This window comes from Citrobacter sp. RHBSTW-00881, assembly GCF_013728515.1.
Lineage (GTDB): Bacteria > Pseudomonadota > Gammaproteobacteria > Enterobacterales > Enterobacteriaceae > Citrobacter > Citrobacter braakii.
Genome location: NZ_CP056269.1, coordinates 4,019,610 through 4,039,336 on the forward strand (window position 1 = coordinate 4,019,610; position 19,727 = coordinate 4,039,336).

At 52.5% G+C, this 19,727-nt stretch carries 16 protein-coding genes; 11 read left to right on the plus strand and 5 right to left on the minus strand.

Features of this window, described 5'->3' with window-relative positions; translation table 11 throughout:
• Positions 1-82 precede the first annotated feature (82 nt).
• The 10 genes from hyaA to HV311_RS19400 all read left to right on the plus strand — a co-directional run bounded on the left by hyaA (position 83) and on the right by HV311_RS19400 (position 9,204).
• Positions 83-1,210 carry a hydrogenase 1 small subunit gene (hyaA, locus tag HV311_RS19355; RefSeq protein WP_046276297.1) on the plus strand — a complete coding sequence of 376 codons (1,128 nt, stop codon included), beginning with the start codon at positions 83-85 and terminating at the stop codon, positions 1,208-1,210.
• Positions 1,207-3,000 (plus strand): Ni/Fe-hydrogenase large subunit, encoded by a 1,794-nt coding sequence (gene hyaB, locus HV311_RS19360; protein WP_016155782.1) that lies wholly within the window; start codon positions 1,207-1,209, stop codon positions 2,998-3,000. Before hyaA ends, hyaB begins: the two co-directional genes overlap by 4 nt.
• Positions 3,001-3,018: 18 nt before the next feature.
• Positions 3,019-3,753, plus strand: a complete 735-nt coding sequence (gene hyaC / locus HV311_RS19365) for a Ni/Fe-hydrogenase b-type cytochrome subunit (protein WP_016155781.1) — start codon at positions 3,019-3,021, stop codon at positions 3,751-3,753.
• The gene (gene hyaD / locus HV311_RS19370; protein WP_046276295.1) at positions 3,750-4,331 is read left to right on the plus strand and encodes a hydrogenase 1 maturation protease; all 582 of its coding nucleotides are present in this window, start codon (positions 3,750-3,752) and stop codon (positions 4,329-4,331) included. Before hyaC ends, hyaD begins: the two co-directional genes overlap by 4 nt.
• A 5-nt stretch (positions 4,332-4,336) precedes the next feature.
• Positions 4,337-4,744 (plus strand): hydrogenase-1 operon protein HyaE, encoded by a 408-nt coding sequence (gene hyaE, locus HV311_RS19375; protein ID WP_191220326.1) that lies wholly within the window; start codon positions 4,337-4,339, stop codon positions 4,742-4,744.
• A complete protein-coding gene (locus HV311_RS19380) occupies positions 4,737-5,594 on the plus strand; it encodes a hydrogenase expression/formation protein (protein WP_191220327.1) in 858 nt (285 codons plus the stop codon). The genes hyaE and HV311_RS19380 overlap by 8 nt, the downstream gene beginning before the upstream one ends.
• Before the next feature lie 89 nt (positions 5,595-5,683).
• Positions 5,684-7,228 carry a cytochrome bd-II oxidase subunit 1 gene (appC, locus tag HV311_RS19385; protein WP_080859982.1) on the plus strand — a complete coding sequence of 515 codons (1,545 nt, stop codon included), beginning with the start codon at positions 5,684-5,686 and terminating at the stop codon, positions 7,226-7,228.
• A gap of 11 nt (positions 7,229-7,239) precedes the next feature.
• Complete coding sequence (gene appB / locus HV311_RS19390) at positions 7,240-8,376, plus strand: cytochrome d ubiquinol oxidase subunit II (RefSeq protein ID WP_046276291.1); 1,137 nt, start codon at positions 7,240-7,242, stop codon at positions 8,374-8,376.
• Positions 8,377-8,389: 13 nt separating this feature from the next.
• Entirely contained in the window at positions 8,390-8,479 is a 90-nt protein-coding gene (cbdX, locus tag HV311_RS19395; RefSeq protein ID WP_016151902.1) for a cytochrome bd-II oxidase subunit CbdX, read from the plus strand.
• 416 nt (positions 8,480-8,895) lie between these two features.
• Complete coding sequence (locus tag HV311_RS19400) at positions 8,896-9,204, plus strand: hypothetical protein (protein ID WP_115190929.1); 309 nt, start codon at positions 8,896-8,898, stop codon at positions 9,202-9,204.
• Between the two features lie 42 nt (positions 9,205-9,246).
• Here the strand turns inward: HV311_RS19400 and HV311_RS19405 are convergent, their stop codons facing one another.
• From HV311_RS19405 to HV311_RS19425, 5 genes are read right to left on the minus strand one after another with little or no spacing between them, the layout of a single operon-like run.
• The gene (locus HV311_RS19405) at positions 9,247-9,741 is read right to left on the minus strand and encodes a helix-turn-helix transcriptional regulator (protein ID WP_191220328.1); all 495 of its coding nucleotides are present in this window, start codon (positions 9,739-9,741) and stop codon (positions 9,247-9,249) included.
• 34 nt (positions 9,742-9,775) lie between these two features.
• A complete protein-coding gene (locus HV311_RS19410; RefSeq protein ID WP_191220329.1) occupies positions 9,776-12,907 on the minus strand; it encodes a type I restriction endonuclease subunit R in 3,132 nt (1,043 codons plus the stop codon).
• Positions 12,907-14,094, minus strand: coding sequence for a DUF4268 domain-containing protein (locus tag HV311_RS19415; RefSeq protein WP_191220330.1), 1,188 nt, complete (start codon positions 14,092-14,094; stop codon positions 12,907-12,909). Before HV311_RS19415 ends, HV311_RS19410 begins: the two co-directional genes overlap by 1 nt.
• A complete protein-coding gene (locus tag HV311_RS19420; protein WP_191220331.1) occupies positions 14,087-15,499 on the minus strand; it encodes a restriction endonuclease subunit S in 1,413 nt (470 codons plus the stop codon). The genes HV311_RS19415 and HV311_RS19420 overlap by 8 nt, the downstream gene beginning before the upstream one ends.
• Positions 15,489-17,198, minus strand: a complete 1,710-nt coding sequence (locus tag HV311_RS19425) for a class I SAM-dependent DNA methyltransferase (RefSeq protein ID WP_191220332.1) — start codon at positions 17,196-17,198, stop codon at positions 15,489-15,491. The genes HV311_RS19420 and HV311_RS19425 overlap by 11 nt, the downstream gene beginning before the upstream one ends.
• 331 nt (positions 17,199-17,529) lie before the next feature.
• On the opposite strand from HV311_RS19425, the gene zorA1 reads away from it, so the two are divergent.
• The gene (gene zorA1, locus HV311_RS19430) at positions 17,530-19,719 is read left to right on the plus strand and encodes a type I Zorya anti-phage system protein ZorA1 (protein WP_191220333.1); all 2,190 of its coding nucleotides are present in this window, start codon (positions 17,530-17,532) and stop codon (positions 19,717-19,719) included.
• The last annotated feature ends 8 nt before the right edge of the window (positions 19,720-19,727 follow it).

A 19,727-nucleotide genomic window follows, 5' to 3' on the forward strand; every position in this document is an offset into this window, starting at 1 on the left:
TTTCTCCCTGCTGATCGGATAGGCTTTTTTAGATTATCGCTGGCGACGTGGCCAGAACTCAACGGGGGAAGAAACGCGTGTTATGAATACGAATAACGAGGAGACCTTTTATCAGGCGATGCGCCGCAAAGGGGTGAGTCGACGCAGTTTTCTCAAATATTGCAGCCTCGCAGCAACATCGCTTGGGCTGGGAGCCGCAATGACGCCCAGAATAGCCTGGGCGCTGGAAAACAAACCCCGGATCCCGGTCGTCTGGATCCACGGGCTGGAATGCACCTGTTGCACTGAATCATTTATCCGCTCCTCTCACCCACTCGCCAAAGACGTCATCCTCTCCCTGATTTCTCTTGATTACGACGACACCCTGATGGCCGCCGCCGGAACGCAGGCCGAAGAGGTATTTGAAGACATTCTGAGCCGCTACCACGGCCGATACATTCTGGCCGTCGAGGGCAATCCTCCGCTGGGTGAACAAGGAATGTTCTGCATCAGCGGCGGGCGACCGTTTATTGAAAAGCTAAAAAGAGCCGCGGCAGGCGCCAGCGCGATTATCGCCTGGGGAACCTGTGCCTCCTGGGGCTGCGTGCAGGCCGCCCGGCCTAATCCAACCCAGGCAACGCCGATCGATAAGGTGATCACCGATAAACCAATCGTGAAAGTGCCCGGCTGCCCGCCGATTCCGGATGTCATGAGCGCCATCATTACCTATATGGTGACGTTTGATCGTCTGCCTGAACTCGATCGTTTGGGGCGTCCGCTGATGTTCTATGGTCAGCGTATTCACGACAAATGCTACCGCCGCGCCCACTTTGACGCCGGGGAGTTCGTTGAGAGTTGGGACGATGACGCTGCCCGAAAAGGCTATTGCCTGTACAAAATGGGCTGCAAAGGGCCTACCACTTATAACGCCTGCTCCACCACCCGCTGGAATGGCGGCGTTTCTTTCCCCATCCAGTCCGGTCATGGGTGTCTGGGATGTTCAGAGAACGGCTTCTGGGATCGCGGTTCGTTCTACAGCCGCGTGGTCGATATCCCGCAGATGGGGACGCATTCAACCGCCGATACCGTGGGCCTCACCGCGCTTGGCGTGGTGGCTGCCAGCGTCGGTGTCCACGCAGTCGCCAGCGCCGTCAATCAACATAACCGCCACAAACAGCAATTAGCCGACGCCGGACAACAGTCGCCAGACAATGAGGATAAACAGGCATGAGCAATTCGTATCAAACCCAGGGATATACGGTCAATAATGCCGGCCGGCGCCTGGTTGTCGACCCCATTACGCGCATTGAAGGCCATATGCGTTGTGAGGTGAACATTGATGAGCAGAACATCATCACCAACGCGGTGTCCTGCGGCACCATGTTCCGTGGACTGGAAATTATTCTGCAAGGGCGCGACCCGCGCGATGCCTGGGCGTTTGTCGAACGAATTTGCGGGGTGTGCACTGGCGTACATGCGCTCGCATCGGTCTATGCCATTGAAGATGCCATTGGCATCAAGGTGCCCGATAACGCCAACATCATTCGCAATATTATGCTGGCGACGCTGTGGTGCCACGACCACCTGGTCCACTTTTACCAGCTAGCCGGAATGGACTGGATTGACGTTCTGAATGCCCTTAAAGCCGACCCGCGCGCAACATCACAGTTGGCACAAAGCCTTTCAGCCTGGCCGATGTCCTCCCCGGGCTACTTCTTTGACGTACAAAACCGCCTGAAGAAATTTGTCGATGGCGGTCAGTTGGGGATTTTCCGCAACGGTTATTGGGGGCATCCGCAGTACAAACTGTCGCCAGAGGCTAACCTGATGGGCTTTGCCCATTATCTGGAAGCGCTCGATTTTCAGCGCGAGATTATCAAAATCCATACGGTGTTTGGCGGCAAGAATCCGCATCCTAACTGGATTGTCGGCGGCATGCCATGCGCTATCAATATCGATCAGAGCGGCGCGGTTGGCGCGGTCGATATGGAACGCCTTAACCTGGTACAGTCAATCATCACCCGCACCGCCGACTTCATCAACAACGTCATGGTTCCTGACGCGCTGGCTATCGGCCAGTTCAACAAACCCTGGAGCCAGATTGGCACCGGGCTGTCTGATAAGTGCGTCTTAAGCTACGGCGCGTTCCCAGATATTGCCAACGACTTCAGCGCGAAGAGCCTGTTGATGCCTGGCGGCGCGGTCATTAACGGTGATTTTAACAACGTCATGCCGGTGGATCTGGCCGATCAGCAGCAAATTCAGGAGTTTGTCGATCATGCCTGGTACCGTTATCCGGACGATCAATTAGGTCGTCACCCGTTCGAGGGGATTACTGAACCCTGGTACAACCCCGGCGATGTCAAAGGCAGCGATACCGATATCCAGCAGCTCAACGAACAGGAACGCTACTCGTGGATTAAAGCCCCGCGCTGGCGCGGACACGCCATGGAAGTTGGACCGTTGGCGCGTACGCTGATTGCCTATCACAAAGGGGATGCCGCCACGATTGAATCCGTCGATCGCATGATGTCCGCACTCAAACTGCCGCTGTCGGGTATGCAGTCGACGCTGGGGCGTATTTTATGCCGCGCGCACGAGGCGCAGTGGGCCGTGAGCAAGCTGCAATATTTCTTCGACAAGCTGATGACCAATCTGAAAAACGGCAATCTGGCTACGGCGAATACCGAAAAATGGGAGCCTGCAAGCTGGCCGCAACAGTGCCGTGGGATCGGTTTTACCGAGGCGCCGCGCGGAGCACTCGGTCACTGGGCGTCGATTCGCGACCAGAAGATCGACGTGTATCAGTGCGTAGTGCCGACCACCTGGAATGCCAGCCCGCGCGATCCGAAGGGGCAAATTGGCGCCTACGAGGCGGCGTTGATGGGCACCCAAATGGCGATACCGGATCAACCGCTGGAGATCCTGCGCACCTTGCACAGCTTCGACCCCTGCCTGGCATGTTCAACCCACGTCCTCGGCGACGACGGCAGCGAACTTATCGCAGTCCAGGTTCGCTAAGCGTTAAGGAACGGAACGATGACTGGAAAGATATCCCCACGCGTCGGGGAGGCGCGTGATACCGCCGTCAGCCACTATGTGTTTGAAGCGCCCGTACGCTTGTGGCACTGGCTGACAGTGGGCTGCATGTTGGTTTTGATGGTAACCGGATACTTCATTGGCCGACCACTGCCGTCGGTCAACGGCGAAGCCACTTACCTGTTCTACATGGGCGACATCCGGTTAGTGCATTTCGCCGCAGCCATGGTGTTTACGGTGATACTGCTGGGTCGCATTTACTGGGCCTTCGTCGGCAATCGCTATTCACGCGAGCTGTTTATCGTGCCGGTCTGGCGTCGCAGTTGGTGGCAGGGTGCCTTTTCGGTGGTGCGCTGGTATCTGTTTCTGGAAAAAAAACCGGGAGAAGATATCGGCCATAACCCCGTCGCGCAGGCGGCGATGTTCGGTTATTTCCTGCTCTCAGTTTTTATGATCCTCACCGGTTTTGCCTTATACAGCGAGCATAGCCAGTACGCCATTTTTACCCCCTTCCGCTATGTGACGGAGTTTTTCTACTGGACCGGCGGTAACTCTCTCGATATCCACAGCTGGCATCGGTTGGGGATGTGGTTCATCGCAGCCTTCATCATCGGTCATGTGTATATGGCTATCCGCGAGGACATCATGTCTGACGATACCGTCATCTCAACCATGATCAACGGCTACCGTAGCCACAAATTTGCCAAACGCCAGCGCGATAAGGAGGCGTCATGAGCGAACCTAACGTCATCGTGATGGGCTTAGGCAACCTGCTGTGGGCAGATGAAGGATTTGGCATTCGCGTTGCCGAACGCCTGTACGCCCACTATCACTGGCCGGAATGGGTAGAGATTGTCGACGGCGGCACGCAAGGGCTGAATCTGCTGGGCTACGTTGAGCAGGCCAGCCATTTGTTGCTGCTGGACGCCATCGACTACGGACTCGCGCCAGGCACTTTGCAATCCTACGCTGGTGAACAAGTCCCCAGTTACCTCAGCGCCAAAAAAATGAGTCTGCATCAGAACAGCTTCTCCGAAGTGCTTGCTCTGGCGGAGATTCGCGGTCATCTGCCCGCCCACATCGCCCTCGTAGGACTACAGCCGGTGCAGCTGGACGACTATGGCGGCAGCCTGACCGACATCGCGCGCGCCCAGCTCCCGGCGGCAGAACAAGCCGCGCTAAGGCAACTGGCCGCGTGGGGCATCGCGCCACAGACAATCGATGAAACGCGTTGCCTGAACTATGAATGCCTGTCGCTGGAAAACTATGAAGGCGTGCGTATTCGCCAGTATCGTGTAACGCTGGAGAGATAAGCAACATGTTGAATGACAAACCATTTTCCGTGCTATGGCAACGCATGCTGGCGCGCGGCTGGCAACCGCTGACCGCATCTGAACTGGATGACTGGGTAACGCGTGTGCGTGATGGCGTGGTGCTGCTCAGTAGCGATCCCCGCCGCACGCCAGAAGTCAGCGATAACCCGGTAATGATTGCCGAGTTGCTCCGCGAGTTTCCCCAGTTTGACTGGCAAATCGCTATGGCGGATCTCGAGCACAGCGAGGCTATCGGCGATCGTTTTGGCGTATTCCGCTTCCCGGCCACGCTGGTATTTATCCACGGCGAGCTGCGCGGCATTCTCAGCGGCATCCATCCGTGGGCCGACCTGCTCAACCTGATGCACCCCCTCGTTGAAGAACGCATCCCCCGGAGCCTGCAAGATGAGTGATACCTTTTTTCATCTGCTGGGACCGGGAACCCAGCCGGGCGATGACAGCTTCAGCATGAATCCCTTGCCCCTCACCTGCCAGGTCAACAGCAGCCCCAGCATGGCGAGGCTGGAAAACTGTCCGCACAGCCCGGCGGTGATGGCATTGTTAGCCGACGTGCGCCACCAGCTTAGCCAGAAAATCCCCGTAAAACAGGACGTGCTGGGATGGGATTTATCCACGCTCAACGCAGACGACCTCACGTTTTTGAATACGCTGCTCGGCGAAGGCGAAGTTTCCGTGCGTATCCAGCAGGCCGACGGCAGGGCGAGCGAGATTCAGGAGTCTATTTTCTGCGGAATCTGGCGGGTGCGTTGCCAGAATGACTTGGGTCAATGGGAGGAGCATCTGGAGGCAGGCAGTGCGCCACGGGCGCTTTGGCAGGCAGCAACAATCACGACGCTGCCAGACGATAGCCTGTTGCCTCCGCCCGTCGATGGGTTGATGAATGGCCTGACGCTGGCTCAGGAACTGCTAGCGCACGTTCGCGATCCGGCCACGCAACCTCATAGCATTAACCTCACCCAACTCCCGGTTAGCGATGCGGATCGCCAGTTCCTCTCCCGCCTGTGTGGCGAAGGGCACATTCAGATCCGCACCATCGGCTACGGCGAGAGCCAAATCGACGCCACGGCGCTGCGCCATGTCTGGCATGTGCGCTGTCTGGATACCCTGAAAGGGCTTCTGCTCGAGAGTTATGAGATCTGTCCATTACCGGAACTGGTACTGGCTGCTCCAGAGGATCTGCTCGACTCGCTCCAGCGCCTGGATGAAGTCTGTAGCTGGCTGGCATCCGGCCCGCCGGCCTGATCCCCTTCTCCCGGCCCGCATACTTTTCTGCTGCGGGTCTGGCGTTTTCTTCCTTATCTATTCACTCTCTAATGCCTGATGGAGTTCGCATGTGGGACGTCATTGACTTATCGCGCTGGCAGTTTGCGCTGACCGCGCTGTACCATTTTCTGTTTGTTCCCCTGACGCTGGGGCTGATTTTTTTGCTGGCCATCATGGAAACCCTGTTCGTGGTGACGGGCAAAACAGTCTACCGTGACATGACGCGTTTCTGGGGAAAGTTATTCGGTATTAACTTTGCGCTCGGTGTGGCGACCGGCCTGACCATGGAGTTTCAGTTCGGGACTAACTGGTCGCTCTATTCCAACTATGTGGGCGATATTTTCGGTGCCCCGCTGGCGATGGAAGCCTTGATGGCTTTCTTTCTTGAATCCACATTCGTGGGGCTGTTCTTCTTCGGCTGGCAGCGCTTAAACAAGTACCAGCATTTACTGGTGACCTGGCTGGTAGCGTTTGGCTCCAATATCTCGGCCCTGTGGATCCTCAACGCCAACGGCTGGATGCAATATCCAACAGGCGCTCACTTTAATATTGATACCCTGCGCATGGAGATGAGCAGCTTTAGCGAGCTGGTTTTTAACCCCATCAGCCAGGTGAAATTTGTGCATACCGTGATGTCTGGTTATGTCACAGGCGCCATGTTTGTAATGTCCATCAGCGCCTGGTATCTGCTGCGTGGTCGCGCTCGCGAGTTCGCCCTGCGCTCCTTCGCGGTAGGTTCCGTCTTTGGCACACTGGCTATCCTCGGCACTCTGCAACTGGGAGATAGCTCAGCCTATGAGGTCGCCCAACGCCAGCCGGTAAAACTGGCGGCAATGGAAGGGGAATGGCAAACCGAACCGGCACCTGCGCCCTTTCATGTGATAGCCTGGCCGCAGCAGGAGCAAGAGCGTAACGCCTTTTCCGTGAAGATACCGGCCCTGCTGGGTATCCTGGCGACTCACTCTTTAGATACGCCAGTTCCGGGGCTGAAGAACCTGATGGCAGACGCGCTACCCCGCCTGCAGCGGGGCCGGGAAGCATGGTTGCTGATGCAGGAAATCGCCAAAGGTAACCGCACGCCTCAGCTACTGCACGCTTTTCACGCCGTGGAAAAAGATCTGGGTTACGGCATCCTGTTAGCAAACTACGCCCCTGACATGAACCATGTCACGCCAGCGCAATATCAGGCCGCACAACGCGGCGCTATTCCGCAAGTCGCCCCCGTGTTCTGGAGCTTTCGCATCATGATTGGGTGCGGTTCCCTTCTGCTGCTGGTGATGGCGATTGCGCTGATACAGACCTTACGCTGGCGTATCGACCAGCATCGCTGGGTACTGCACATAACGCTGTGGAGCCTGCCACTACCGTGGATTGCCATTGAAGCAGGCTGGTTTATGACGGAGTTTGGCCGCCAGCCGTGGGCGATTCAGGATATTTTGCCGACCTGGTACGCCCACTCTGCGCTGAGCGCGGGCCAACTGGCCTTCTCCATGGGGCTAATCCTCACGCTTTACACCCTGTTTTTAATTGCCGAAGTCTACCTGATGCAAAAATACGCGCGTCTTGGTCCAGATGCGATGCAACGTCAACAACCGGCACAACAACAGGAATAAAGGAGAGCATCATGTTGGATTATGAAACGTTGCGGCTCATTTGGTGGCTGCTGATTGGCATTATTCTGGTGGCCTTTATGGTCACTGACGGGTTTGATATGGGGGTCGGCTGCCTGTTACCGCTGATCGCGCGCAACGATGATGAACGTCGGGTGTTAATCAATAGCGTAGGGGCGCACTGGGAGGGTAACCAGGTGTGGCTCATTCTGGCGGGCGGCGCATTATTCGCAGCCTGGCCGCGCGTCTATGCTGCCGCATTTTCGGGGTTTTATGTGGCGATGATTCTGGTGCTGTGCGCCCTTTTCTTTCGTCCATTGGCCTTTGATTATCGCGGTAAAATAGCGAATGCACGCTGGCGCGCCATGTGGGACACCGGGTTGGTTATCGGCAGCCTGGTGCCACCGGTTATCTTCGGCGTCGCCTTCGGCAATCTGTTCCTGGGGGTGCCTTTTGTGTTCACACCACAATTACACGTGCAATATCTGGGCACTTTCTGGGATTTGCTCTCTCCTTTTGCCCTACTGTGCGGCGCATTAAGCCTGATGTTGGTCATTATGCAGGGGGGCGTGTGGCTCCAGCTGAAAACCGACGGCATTCTTCACCTGCGCGCGCTGTCTGCCACCCGCCGCAGCGCGATGTTAGTGGTGCTCTGCTTCCTGTTAGCCGGGTATTGGCTGTGGACGGGGATCGACGGCTATGTGCTGCTTAGCCAGGATCCTAATGGTCCGTCCAATCCGCTATTAAAGGCAGTAACGACCGCACCGGGCGCGTGGATGGCGCACTTTGAAAATTCACCACTACTGTTGGTTATTCCGCTGTTGGGCATGATTTTTCCAATGCTCGCGATCTATGCCTGCGGGCAACGTCGGGCCGTGTGGGGATTTCTGTTTGCTTCATTGACCCAGACCTGCGTGATCTTCACCGCTGGAATCACCCTGTTTCCATTTGTGATGCCATCCAGCGCATATCCACTCTCTAGCCTGACGGTGTGGGACAGTACCTCCAGCCAGATGACGCTCAGTATCATGCTGGTTATCGTGCTGATTTTCCTACCGATAGTTCTGCTTTATACCTTGTGGAGTTATTACAAGATGCTGGGACGAATCAACGTAGAAACCATCCGCCGCCACAACCACGAACTTTATTAGGGAGGACTGTACGATGTGGTATCTGTTTTGGTTTGTCGGCATTCTGCTGATGTGCACGCTCTCCACGCTGGCGCTGGTCTGGCTTGAGTCACGGCAGAAATAGCCCTGCGCGTGCGTTACGCTTCCTGGCTCCCTTGTTTATTCGGGGAGTCTTTATTCGTTCGCACAAAAGCAGCATGGCTGTACCCAAACCCTGGTTAGCACCAAGCTTTTCTATAAACCGCAGAGTGGTGCTGCAATGGACGTGTTCGAAGAGCGGAAAGGAAATGAGAAGCTATAGAGTGCTAAACCAGTGCGCGAGCAAGTACGCGAGAAAGAGATGGAACAGCCGAAGGTAATCACCCAAGACCGACAAGTTGCCTGCAGGAGTCCGGAAAAGTCTCATCATCTTAAACATGACTCCAGTCTCCAGAGGCTCATCGACCACAACCCAGCGAGCATCTATGGGTAAACTTCGTGAATGTTGGTTACCAAAAGATGAATTGAAGATGCTCTGGCATTCCCTTGATGAAGCGGACAATGTACGGAATTCCTGAAAATCTTCACAACGTCATCAATGTTGAAATGACTGCTGGGCAGCCAATTCAGATTAAAGTCACAAACGTTAGTTGGGATGGACATAACCCGATCCCAAATGAAGTCGTATTTGTCGAACTACCAGCAGACTCAACAGAAAAGCAAATCACTGCTCAGGTGAAGAAGCTGCTGAAAAGAAAAACATATATCAGGCAGTGCGAACAATACAGCCAGTACAAAATTAACGGTTGGATGCACAGCAACTCATGCTGCCAGTCTTGTGCTGAAAAATACTTTGGCGTTGTTTATTGATTCATTTGCTGGCAGATCGCACATCTCATTGAAATTGTTGGGCTATAGCCCAACAATTTCATCCCCCAAATTAGTCAAAATCATTAATTCTTTGATCTCTCGTTGTGCCACCTGTAATTCAAATTGCTCTTGAATTAACATCCATTTTGACCAACTTCCACCGACCACATGCGATAAGCGGAGCGCCATAGCTTTAGTCAGAGAAACTGAACCGATTAACAATTCAACTATCTCTTGCTCGCAACATCCCATGTAAACCGAAAATTTATTCAGTCCTATATGTGAGGTCGCAAGTATTTCGGCGAGTTTAATGCCGGGATAGTCAGGAAGTAAGGTCATGCCATACTCTTCCTGATAAATATCATAAATAGAACAGCCAGTGTCTCTCAGTTCTCGTAAATTTTTCCCTGCAAACTTCAGCTCGTGTGAAAGCCCGAGAAACTCACCAGTAAATTCATATTCCGCTTCAGGCCTATGGTGGCATTTGATCAATGCAAATGCCGCACCTACTTTTTCAACTGTCACAGTAACCGACATTGAACCACCTCCGCCAAGATAATCGATGAACGTTTTAGACAGTCCAGCTATTAGACACCACTTCGGCCTGCTTCAAAATCAGCTCCACAGCACCTGCCGTTTTATCCGGTGGATATTTGTATTTACGCAGCGTCTGGCGTACCAGAATACGAAGTCGCGCACGCACGCTTTCACGAACCTGCCAGTCAACGGTGGTGGATTTCCGTAACTGTCGAGTGACCTCAATAGCCAGCTTTCTGAGCGTTTCATCACCCAGTTCACGCACCGCACTTTCGTTTTCTGCCAAGGCATCGTAGAAGGCGATTTCATCCGGGTTTAAGCCCAGCGCATCATCGCGCGCCATCGCTTCCTGGAACGCTTTCGCCATCTGAATCAGCTCTTCAATCACCTGCGCGGTTTCAATCGCCCGGTTATTGTATTTCAGCAGCACGGCTTTCAGGCGGTCAGAATATTTCTTCTGCTGCACGACGTTGTTTCCGGAGCGAGCATGGATACCGTCATTCAACAGTTTTTCCAGCAGTTCCACCGCCAGGTTGCGCTGCGGCATCTCCCGCACTTCTTCCAGGAATTCATCCGACAGTAGCCCGATATTGGGTTTATCCAACCCGGCCAGGGCAAAAACATCCTCAACCCCTGTAGCGACAACCGCGTTATCGAGAATCTTGCTCAAGAGAGAGTTTTTCTCAGACTGGCTAAATTTTGCCTTCGGATCAAGTTTGATAAGCCCCACTCTGACCGCCGAAAGAAACGCGAACTCTTCCTGCAGGGGTTTTGCTTCGTCCAGGGTGTTACAGAGTGACCAGGCTTTACTCATCGCCAGTGAAACGTCGAGGTAGCGTTTTTTACCGTCATCCAGACCCAAAATGTAGTTCACGGCATCACGTAAAAACGCTAATGGATCGCGAGAAAAGCCTTCGTAGCTAAAGCCGGGTTTTCCTGCTGACGGCGCGAACATCCCGTGAATGACGTCGATTTTTTCTAACAGAATGGCAAAGGCTTCCCGCGCATCCACCGTGGTCTGCCCTTTCCCTTTCGAATCCGTGTAAGTTTTTAGCGCCTGCTTCAGCTCGTTGGCGATACCGATGTAATCCACCACCAGCCCACCGGGCTTATCGCGGAACACGCGGTTAACACGTGCGATGGCCTGCATCAGGTTATGACCACGCATCGGTTTGTCGATATACATGGTATGGCAGCACGGCGCATCAAACCCGGTCAGCCACATATCACGGACGATCACCAGCTTCAGTGGGTCGTTCAAATCTTTAAAGCGAGCTTCAAGGCGCTTTTTAGTCTGCTTGTTGTAGATGTGGGGCTGGAGATCTTTATCGTCAGACGCAGAACCGGTCATGATGACTTTGATAGCACCTTGCTCGACATCCGTGCTGTGCCAGTCCGGACGGATCTCTACGATGGCGTTGTAGAGCTTCACGCAAATATCACGGCTCATAGCGACAATCATCGCTTTGCCGTTCATGGCCGCATTGCGCGTTTCAAAATGCTGAACCAGATCCGCGGCGACCTGTTTGATGCGAGGCTCTGAACCCACCAGCTTTTCCAGACGGCTCCAGTCACCTTTAGTTTTCTCCTGCTGACCTGTCTCTTCGTCTTCCACCAGCTCATCCACCTGATCGGAGAGCGTTTCCAGCTCCTCATGATTCAAGTCGAGTTTTGCCAGTCGGGATTCGTAGTAAATCGGCACCGTCGCGCCGTCATCCACCGCATCCTGAATGTCGTAGATAGAGACATAATCACCGAACACGGCACGGGTATCTTTATCTTCAGACGCAATCGGCGTTCCGGTAAAGCCCATAAACGACGCATTCGGCAGCGCATCGCGCATGTGTTTGGCGTAACCGTATTTATAGACCCCGGTTTCGCGGTCCAGCGTGGCGCTCAAGCCATACTGGCTGCGGTGGGCTTCATCGGAAATCACCACGATGTTGCTGCGTGAGTTAAGTGCCGGGTGGCTCTGTTCATTGTCCAGCGGCGCAAACTTTTGCACAGTGGTAAAGATAATACCACCGGATTCGCGGGCATTGAGCAGTTCACGCAACTCGTCGCGGTCGTTGGCCTGCAACGGCGTTTGCTTCAGTAAATCCTGCGCCTGGCAGAAGGTCGCGTAGAGCTGCCCGTCGAGATCGTTGCGGTCGGTCACCACCACGATGGTTGGATTGTTCATCTCCGCCTGTTGCAGCAGTTTCCCGGCATAACAGCACATGGAGATACTTTTGCCGGAACCCTGGGTATGCCATACCACGCCCGCTTTTTTACTGCCGGGGGTAATGTTGCTGCGAAGCGGCAAATGTTTGCCGGTAGACGCCACAATCGTTGCCGTGACGGCTTCACGCACGGCGTGGAACTGGTGATAGGCGGCAATCTTCTTGATCAGCCGTTTACCGTCGCTCTCAAACAGCACAAAGAAACGAATGTAATCAAGCAGAAGCGCACGGTTAAAGAAGCCCTGTACCACGGTTTTAAGCTGCCAGTCGAACTGCGGTTTATCGTCTTCGTTAGATACAGTTTTCCACGGCAGAAAACGCTCTTCGTCAGCGGTCAGTGAGCCAATACGGGCATTTTGCCCGTCGCTCACCACCAGCGCTTCGTTGCAGATAAACAGGTCGCTGAGTTCGTTTTTATAGGTCTGCAGCTGGTTAAACGCAGCCCAGATATCGGCATTGGCATCAATCGGGCTTTTCAGCTCAATCACCGCCACCGGCAGGCCGTTGATATAGCCAATGATATCGGGACGACGAACCTGTTTTATCCCCTGAATAGCTACCTGATTCACGACCATAAAGCGGTTATTGCCAGGATGGTTAAAATCCATCAGCAGCGCTTTATCGTGAACCGTTTTGTCTTCACGCTTGTACTCAACGGGTACGCCGTCGAGCAACAAGTGATGGAAGGCTTTATTGCTGACGACCAGATCCGGGCTTTCGGGGTGGGTAATACGCAGTACCACCTCTTCCAGCACAGAAACAGGGAGATGGGGATTGATGGTTTGCAACTGCTCCAGCATTACCGGGCGCAGAAACACATCATGGAATGAGGCTCGCAGCGGGTTGTCGCCATCCGGCGCGATATCTGGCCCATGCAGCACTTCCCAGTCCTGTTCAGCAAACCATTTCAGGCACTGCTGTTCTAAATCGTCTTCGCTCAGCATCAGGCTTCCTCTGTCTCAGGTTCTTCCGTTTCTTCCGGCGCGTTAGAAATATCTTTGAGCGCCATATTCAATGGGGCGATAAAGGGATCGAGCGCCTTTTCAAACGCCGTCAGGTTGATCAGCAGCCAGTCGATCATCGCAGGCCAGTTGCTCTCATCCAGGCTGGTTGCCGGTGTGGCGAAAGAGATTCGGCACGATTTTTTGCCTGGCAACGGCTCCCACTTCAGCGCATGGCCAAAGGTATTTTCAATCGCCTCTTTATGCTCATAGAGCCAGTTAAATGCAAAGGTATTGCTCTCCGCCGAGGATTTGGCAATCCAAAGCTCAACGCGGCTCTCTTTTTTGCTGAAAATCAGGTTCCATGAAACGGCGCTGATACCGGAACCCGCACTGATCCAATGGTCGGTAGAAGGACTGATATTGTTGTACAACGAGCAGGAACTGGCTTTAAGACGCTCAAGGGTTTTTGTCCAGAAAGCTTTGCGGATCATCAGAATAGCTTTAACTCCGCCGCTGGTAGATTGCTCTTCTGCTTCCTTCTGCGCCATGCCGATCATGAAGGATTCGGCTTCCGGCGTCGGGATCACCTGGCGAATATCAACGAACACATCGTCGTTGAATTTATACGGCTTAACCTTAAAACACTGCACCCGCAGGCCAAACTGCATCAGCCATAGCGCGGTGTTAGTCACTTCTTTGCGAAAGCTAGCCGCCACCATCATCACTCGCTGCGTGCGGCTCAGGTTGATTTGCACTTCATCCAGACTTTCGCACTCCAGAAACTCCGCCATCACTTCCGCCGCTGGACGGGTTTCTCCCGGCTCGTATTTATCAAGATAGAGCTGGAAGATATCGAGGATCTGATCTTTGCGCAGGTTGGCGCAATAACCGGCATATTTCAGCGCCTGCCACACCACATCGCGCCCGGAGTCATCGAGCTTGTTTTCGATGATCACCAGGTTGCGCTGTTTATCGATCGCCAGCAGGTCGAGGCGCTCTTTGGTGTCGTCAAAACCGGCGAACTCTTTCTGGATAATCAGCAGTTCGTCGTCATTATCGCGGGTCAGCGCCTGAGGGTTCTTCGCCAGCCACTCCTGCAGGTGATAGCGCTCGGTATAACCGAGGCTGCTGAACGACACCTCTTGCAGAGAATGCAGGCTGTTGGTTGGCGTATCGACTTTATACATTTTCCGCCTCGCTTACCGCCTGCTCGGCTTCCGGCAGGGTGATTTCGCCAGAGAGGAGTTTGGGGAGAAGGGTGTCGCGGAGTTGGGTTAACAACATGATACTTTTGGTAATTGATAACTTTTGTTCCCATATCGGGGTAATAACATTATTAAAAGCTATCAATACACAGTCCGAAGGAAGGACAACCTCAAGCTCGCCTAAGGCTGTCAAACTAAGATTAGCCTGAACACCTTGGACAACTTTTGATTCAACTTCTTGTTGGATTCTCGGTGACTGCAAATTAAGCCTAACCAAATTAAGATGTGACGCACAATTCTTTAACCTGATAAATGCAATCGCTTGGTTGCAATTGCAAGCTAGCATATCACTTGCAACCACAGCCACTCGGCCAATAGTACCTGCTATTGAGAAAAGAATATCATTAGATTGAAGCACCGAGCGTTTTAAAACCATCTCATGGACGCGTTTCGATATTTTATCCAGATTAGAAAAATTGATTCGGCCATCATCACCAATATCTTTGACCTTTAAAAAATTAATATTTTGATTTTCTTCTGAGCTTAAATCCTTCTTGGCTGGAGTAGTTCCTTTCGACAGAGCAACAGACATTGATTTAATGTTTTTAATATCCCAACCTTCTGGAATCTCCCCTAACTCACTCTCCTGCATCGCAGACGGAAACAGCTCTGCCGTGGCTTTTAACTCGGCATATTGCTCAGGGTGTTCACGCTCAAAAACCGCCAGCGCATCAGCATCTTTCCCGGAAATCACGGTCATGGCAGCAAGCGTTGCGTCTTCCTGCGAACCGCCCGCTTCCAGCACCGCCATTTTAGCTTTCACCGGTTCAAAATCGACAAACCAACTTTTGAACAGGGCTTGCGCCATTTGTTCCAGGGTTTGGTTGATGCGATTATTACTATCAATTTTTTTACTTAACGTAAAAATTAGTTTTGTACATCTTTTTTGATATTTTAAAGAAGGAAGCTTGATTTTGTAGCTCAGCATTGCCCCTTTGTCACCTCGGGGCATTTTTGCGCCCTTGGATGTAAGATGGCTATAATTAATAAAGTCATCACTACTTAAAATCAAATGTAAATATTCATTTGTGAGTTTTTCATGCGTAGCCCTAAATACTAGCACATCAGGAGAAACACCGCCGTAAAATGTGGCGAACCATACTTTTTTAAAGTACGTTCGAATATTAGAAAATAAAGTATCACCTATTTCAAAAGAATTAAATTTGTTGACGTCAGGGATACCTGATGAAATAGTTATACCCTGGCGGTCAGGCAACATATTTTCCGTGGAAATATAATTAGTAACATCTATAATAGATGCATCACATTTTTTTGTGACTATCTCTACAAAGTTACCTAACTCAGTTTCGATGAACTCAAAACTCATAACCAAGCCCCCCCAGATTCGCCTTAATCTGCGCTTCCAGCTTCGCGCTCTCTTCAAGCTGATCTTTCAACTGCGCCGTCAGTCGCGCCATCTTCTCGACAAAGGGTTCATCGTCTTCTTCCTGCTCGGCTGCACCGACATAGCGCCCTGGGGTCAACACAAAGTCGTTTTTCTGGATATCTTCCAGCGTTGCAGAGAAGCAGAACCCGGCTTCGTCTTCGTAGTTTTTATCCGCCTGCCAGTTATGGAAGGTGTCGGCAATTTTGGCGATATCCTCACGGCTGAAATCACGCAGCACGCGGTCTTTCATATAGCCAATTTGACGGGCGTCGATAAACAGCACCTGCCCTTTGCGATGGACTTTACCGTTGCCGCCGGATTTGTCTTTGGTGAGGAACCAGATGCAGGCCGGGATTTGGGTGTTGGTAAAAAGTTGTCCTGGCAGCGCGACCATGCACTCCACCAGATCGGCATCGATCAGGTTGCGGCGGATCTCGCCTTCGTTGTTGGTGTTAGAACTCATCGAGCCGTTAGCCAGCAACAGCGCCATCGAGCCTTTCGGCGCCAGGTGGTGGATCATGTGCTGCATCCACGCGAAGTTGGCGTTGCCCTGCGGTGGCGTGCCGTATTTCCAGCGCACATCGTTTTCCAGCTTCGCGTTCCACCACTCCTTCATGTTGAAAGGCGGGTTTGCCATCACGAAGTCGGCACGCAGATCCGGGTGCTGGTCGTCCAGCAGGGTATCTGCGTTTTTGCTGCCGAAGTTAAAGTCGATGCCACGGATTGCCATGTTCATCGCCGCCAGTTTCCATGTGGTCGGGTTGGATTCCTGGCCGTAGACGGAGATTTTATGTTTCTGCTCAGCGGCGTTGTACTGCTTCTCGCCCGCGTGCTCTTCAATAAAACGGTCGCTGGAGACAAAGAACCCGCCGGAGCCCATCGCCGGGTCATAGACGCGGCCGTTGTAGGGCTGTAAGCACTCGACAATCAGAGTTACGATGCTTTTTGGCGTGTAGTACTGGCCGCCCTGTTTGCCTTCCGCCAGCGCGAACTGCCCAAGGAAATATTCATACACGTGACCGAGAATATCTTTGCTCTTTAAGCTGAGTTTCTCGCCGTTATATTCCGGATTGCTGAAGTTGGCATCAGAGAAGGTATTAATCAGCCCGGTTAATACCTCGTTGCCCAGCTGATACTGGCTGATACGGTTCAAAATGCCTTTCAGCTTCGGGTTGGTTTTTTCGATTTCATCCAGCGCGTTATCCACCAGCCAGGAAACAGAACGCAGTTTGACGTCTTGTCCGGTTGTTTCATCTACCCACAGTACGGTGCCGGTCGGCAGCATGGCTTTGTTTTTCAGCGTTTCCCAGCGTGCGGCTTTCGGTACCCAGAAGATATTCTTTTCTGCGTAGTAATCTTCCACTTCCAGTTCATTGATAATTGCTTGCGCATACTCTTCATCAGAGTCGTAATCATCGCGCGACATAGCGTAGATGTTGTCGGGATTACCGACATCACGGAACAGGGTGATGAGTTCCTGCTGACGGGCCTCAAAGGCATCGGACACATATTTGAGGAAGATAAGCCCCAGTACCACATGCTTGTAATTGGCGGCATCCATATTGGATCGCAGCTTGTCGGCGGCCTTCCAGAATTTGTTATCCAGCTCATTCAGAAACTGTTGTTCGGCGTTGTTCATGAAAATCCTCGAGGTAGATCGCAGCGAAAGTGCAAAAATGCCTTATCGCAAATTCATTTTGGAATGCAGTTCGCAAAATGATACCCGGAACGTTAATGATTACAAACGAAACAACGTAAAGAAATTTGCTTTTGATCGCTAAATAATAGGAAACTAAACCGCCATTCCATTAAATCTCCTTGCTTGCACCGCTCATCCCCTGAACGGTCGGAGTTGTTTGCGGATCACGGCGCGGCGATGACTATCACAACACATGAATTTTGATTAAAGGTAATCAAAATGTTGTCGATGGTAATTTGAATGCTGATTAATATATTCAACGGGTAAAAATATGTCCTGGCTTAATTCCTTTTTAGTGACGCTTACATCTGTGGAGCCCCATAATGTGCCCTTCACTGTAATCAGCATCGTGGGCCTGGCCGTTGCCTGCTTTATTTTCTTTTATTTATTTCGGGCCATAAAAATTGTTAACAGCCTGAAAAAATATACACAGTCAATTAATAGCATTGAAAAGAATGAACCAGAGGCGCAACTTCAGCATTTGCAAAACCTGTTCAGACAGCCAGAACTCAAACACGCCTGGAGCGAGTTTGAGGAGTCGTTGCACCTGCAACGTGAGCTCGTGGGGAGCGAAGAAAAAATCGCGCAGATCCGCGCAACGGCACCCAGTGCCAGCTACTTCTCAGAGCAACAGCTGGTCGATATTCCGCTTAACACCGAATTCTTCAAACATCTGCCCGGCATTCTGACAGGGGTGGGGATCATCGGGACGTTTTATGGCCTGATGATCGGCCTGAACCACTTCGACCCCAGCACTCCAGAGCAGGTCACCAGCAGCGTCAATAATTTGCTGCACGATGTGTTGTACGCATTCCTTGGTTCTGCCGTGGCTATTTTCGCTTCCATTTTTGTCACCTGGCTTGAAAAACTGTCCATCGCCAAGTGCTATAAATATCTCGAAAAGTTTACCGCTGCTATCGACAAACTCTACGTTAGCGGCGTAGGTGAGGAGTATCTCGCCTCACTGGTTAAATCCAGCAATGAAAGTGCCACTCAGGCACGCCACCTGAAAGAGAGCCTGGTCACCGATCTTCGTGACATGCTGCTGCATCTCGCCGAAAGTCAGAAAGTTGAAAATGAACGCCTCGCGAATACATTAAGCAACACCTACCGCGAATCAGGCGCACAGTTCGCTGACCAGGTCAGCGGCGCAATCGAAAACAGCCTGAAGTCACCGCTGGATAAAATTGCGGGTGCGGTTCAGACCGCCAGCGGCGATCAGAGCGGCATGGTACAGAACATGCTGCAGGATGTGCTGACCGCATTTATGGCAAAACTCGATACTACCTTTGGCCAGCAATTTACCAACCTCAACGAAATGATGGGACAAACCGTCGGGGCTATCCAGACGATGCAAAGCGGGTTCTCCGCTCTGCTACAGGATATGCGTCAGGTCAGCGATGATTCCCGCCAGGGTAGTGCGCAGTTAATTGAACAACTGCTCTCTGAAATGAAATCGGGCCAACAGGCCATGCAGGCTGGCATGAATGACATGCTCACCAGCTTACAGTCCTCAGTCGCCAAAATTGGTGCTGAAGGCGAAGGTGCTGGGGAGCGTATGGCGCAACAGCTGGAGAAAATGTTTGCCGACAGCGAGGCGCGTGAAAAAGCTCAGGCAGAGCACATGTCTGCCTTTATTGAAGCTATACAGAATTCAGTGCAGCAGGGACAGAGCGCCACGATGGAAAAAATGGCCACCTCTGTTGAAGCGCTTGGTGAACAGTTGGGTAGCCTGTTTGGCCAGATCGATAAAGGCCAACAGCAGATCTCCTCAAACCAGCAGGCAAATCAGCAATCGCTGCATGAGCAGACGCAGCGCGTGATGAGTGAAGTGGACGATCAGATTAAACAGCTGATTGAAACCGTTGCAAACCAGCATCAGGGGACAACGGAAATACTGAACAAACTCGCAGAACAAACCAACCGACAGATTCAGGATATGCAAAACGGCGCGGACAAAATGCGCGTGGCGGCCGAACGCTTTGAACACGCAGGCGATCGGGTGTCGGAAGCCAATAACCTCACGGCTGATGTCCTGAACAAAGCACAATCGGCTGGATCATCCCTCTCACTTGCCACCAGCGAACTCACTTCTGTGGTGGCGGATTATCGTAATAATCGGGAAGCCGTTAGCAAATCCATCGCCATGCTGGAGTTGCTTGCTGCCAATACGCAGTCTGAACAAACTACGCGCAGCCAATTCATCACTGACCTTAAACAGCATGCCGAACGCCTGCAAAGTTATAACCGTGAAGCACAGACCTTTATGGAAAACGTCAGCGACGTGCTCGGCAAAGGGTTTGAAGACTTCTCTGAGGGCGTATCGCGCAGTCTGGATAAAACACTGGGCAAACTGGATGTCGAAATGGCAAAAGCCTCTACGCTGCTTGCTGGCTCCGTTGAACAAATCGGCGAAAGCGTCAGCGAGCTTGATGATGTTCTGTCACGAGTTCGTGCCTGAGGGGTGAC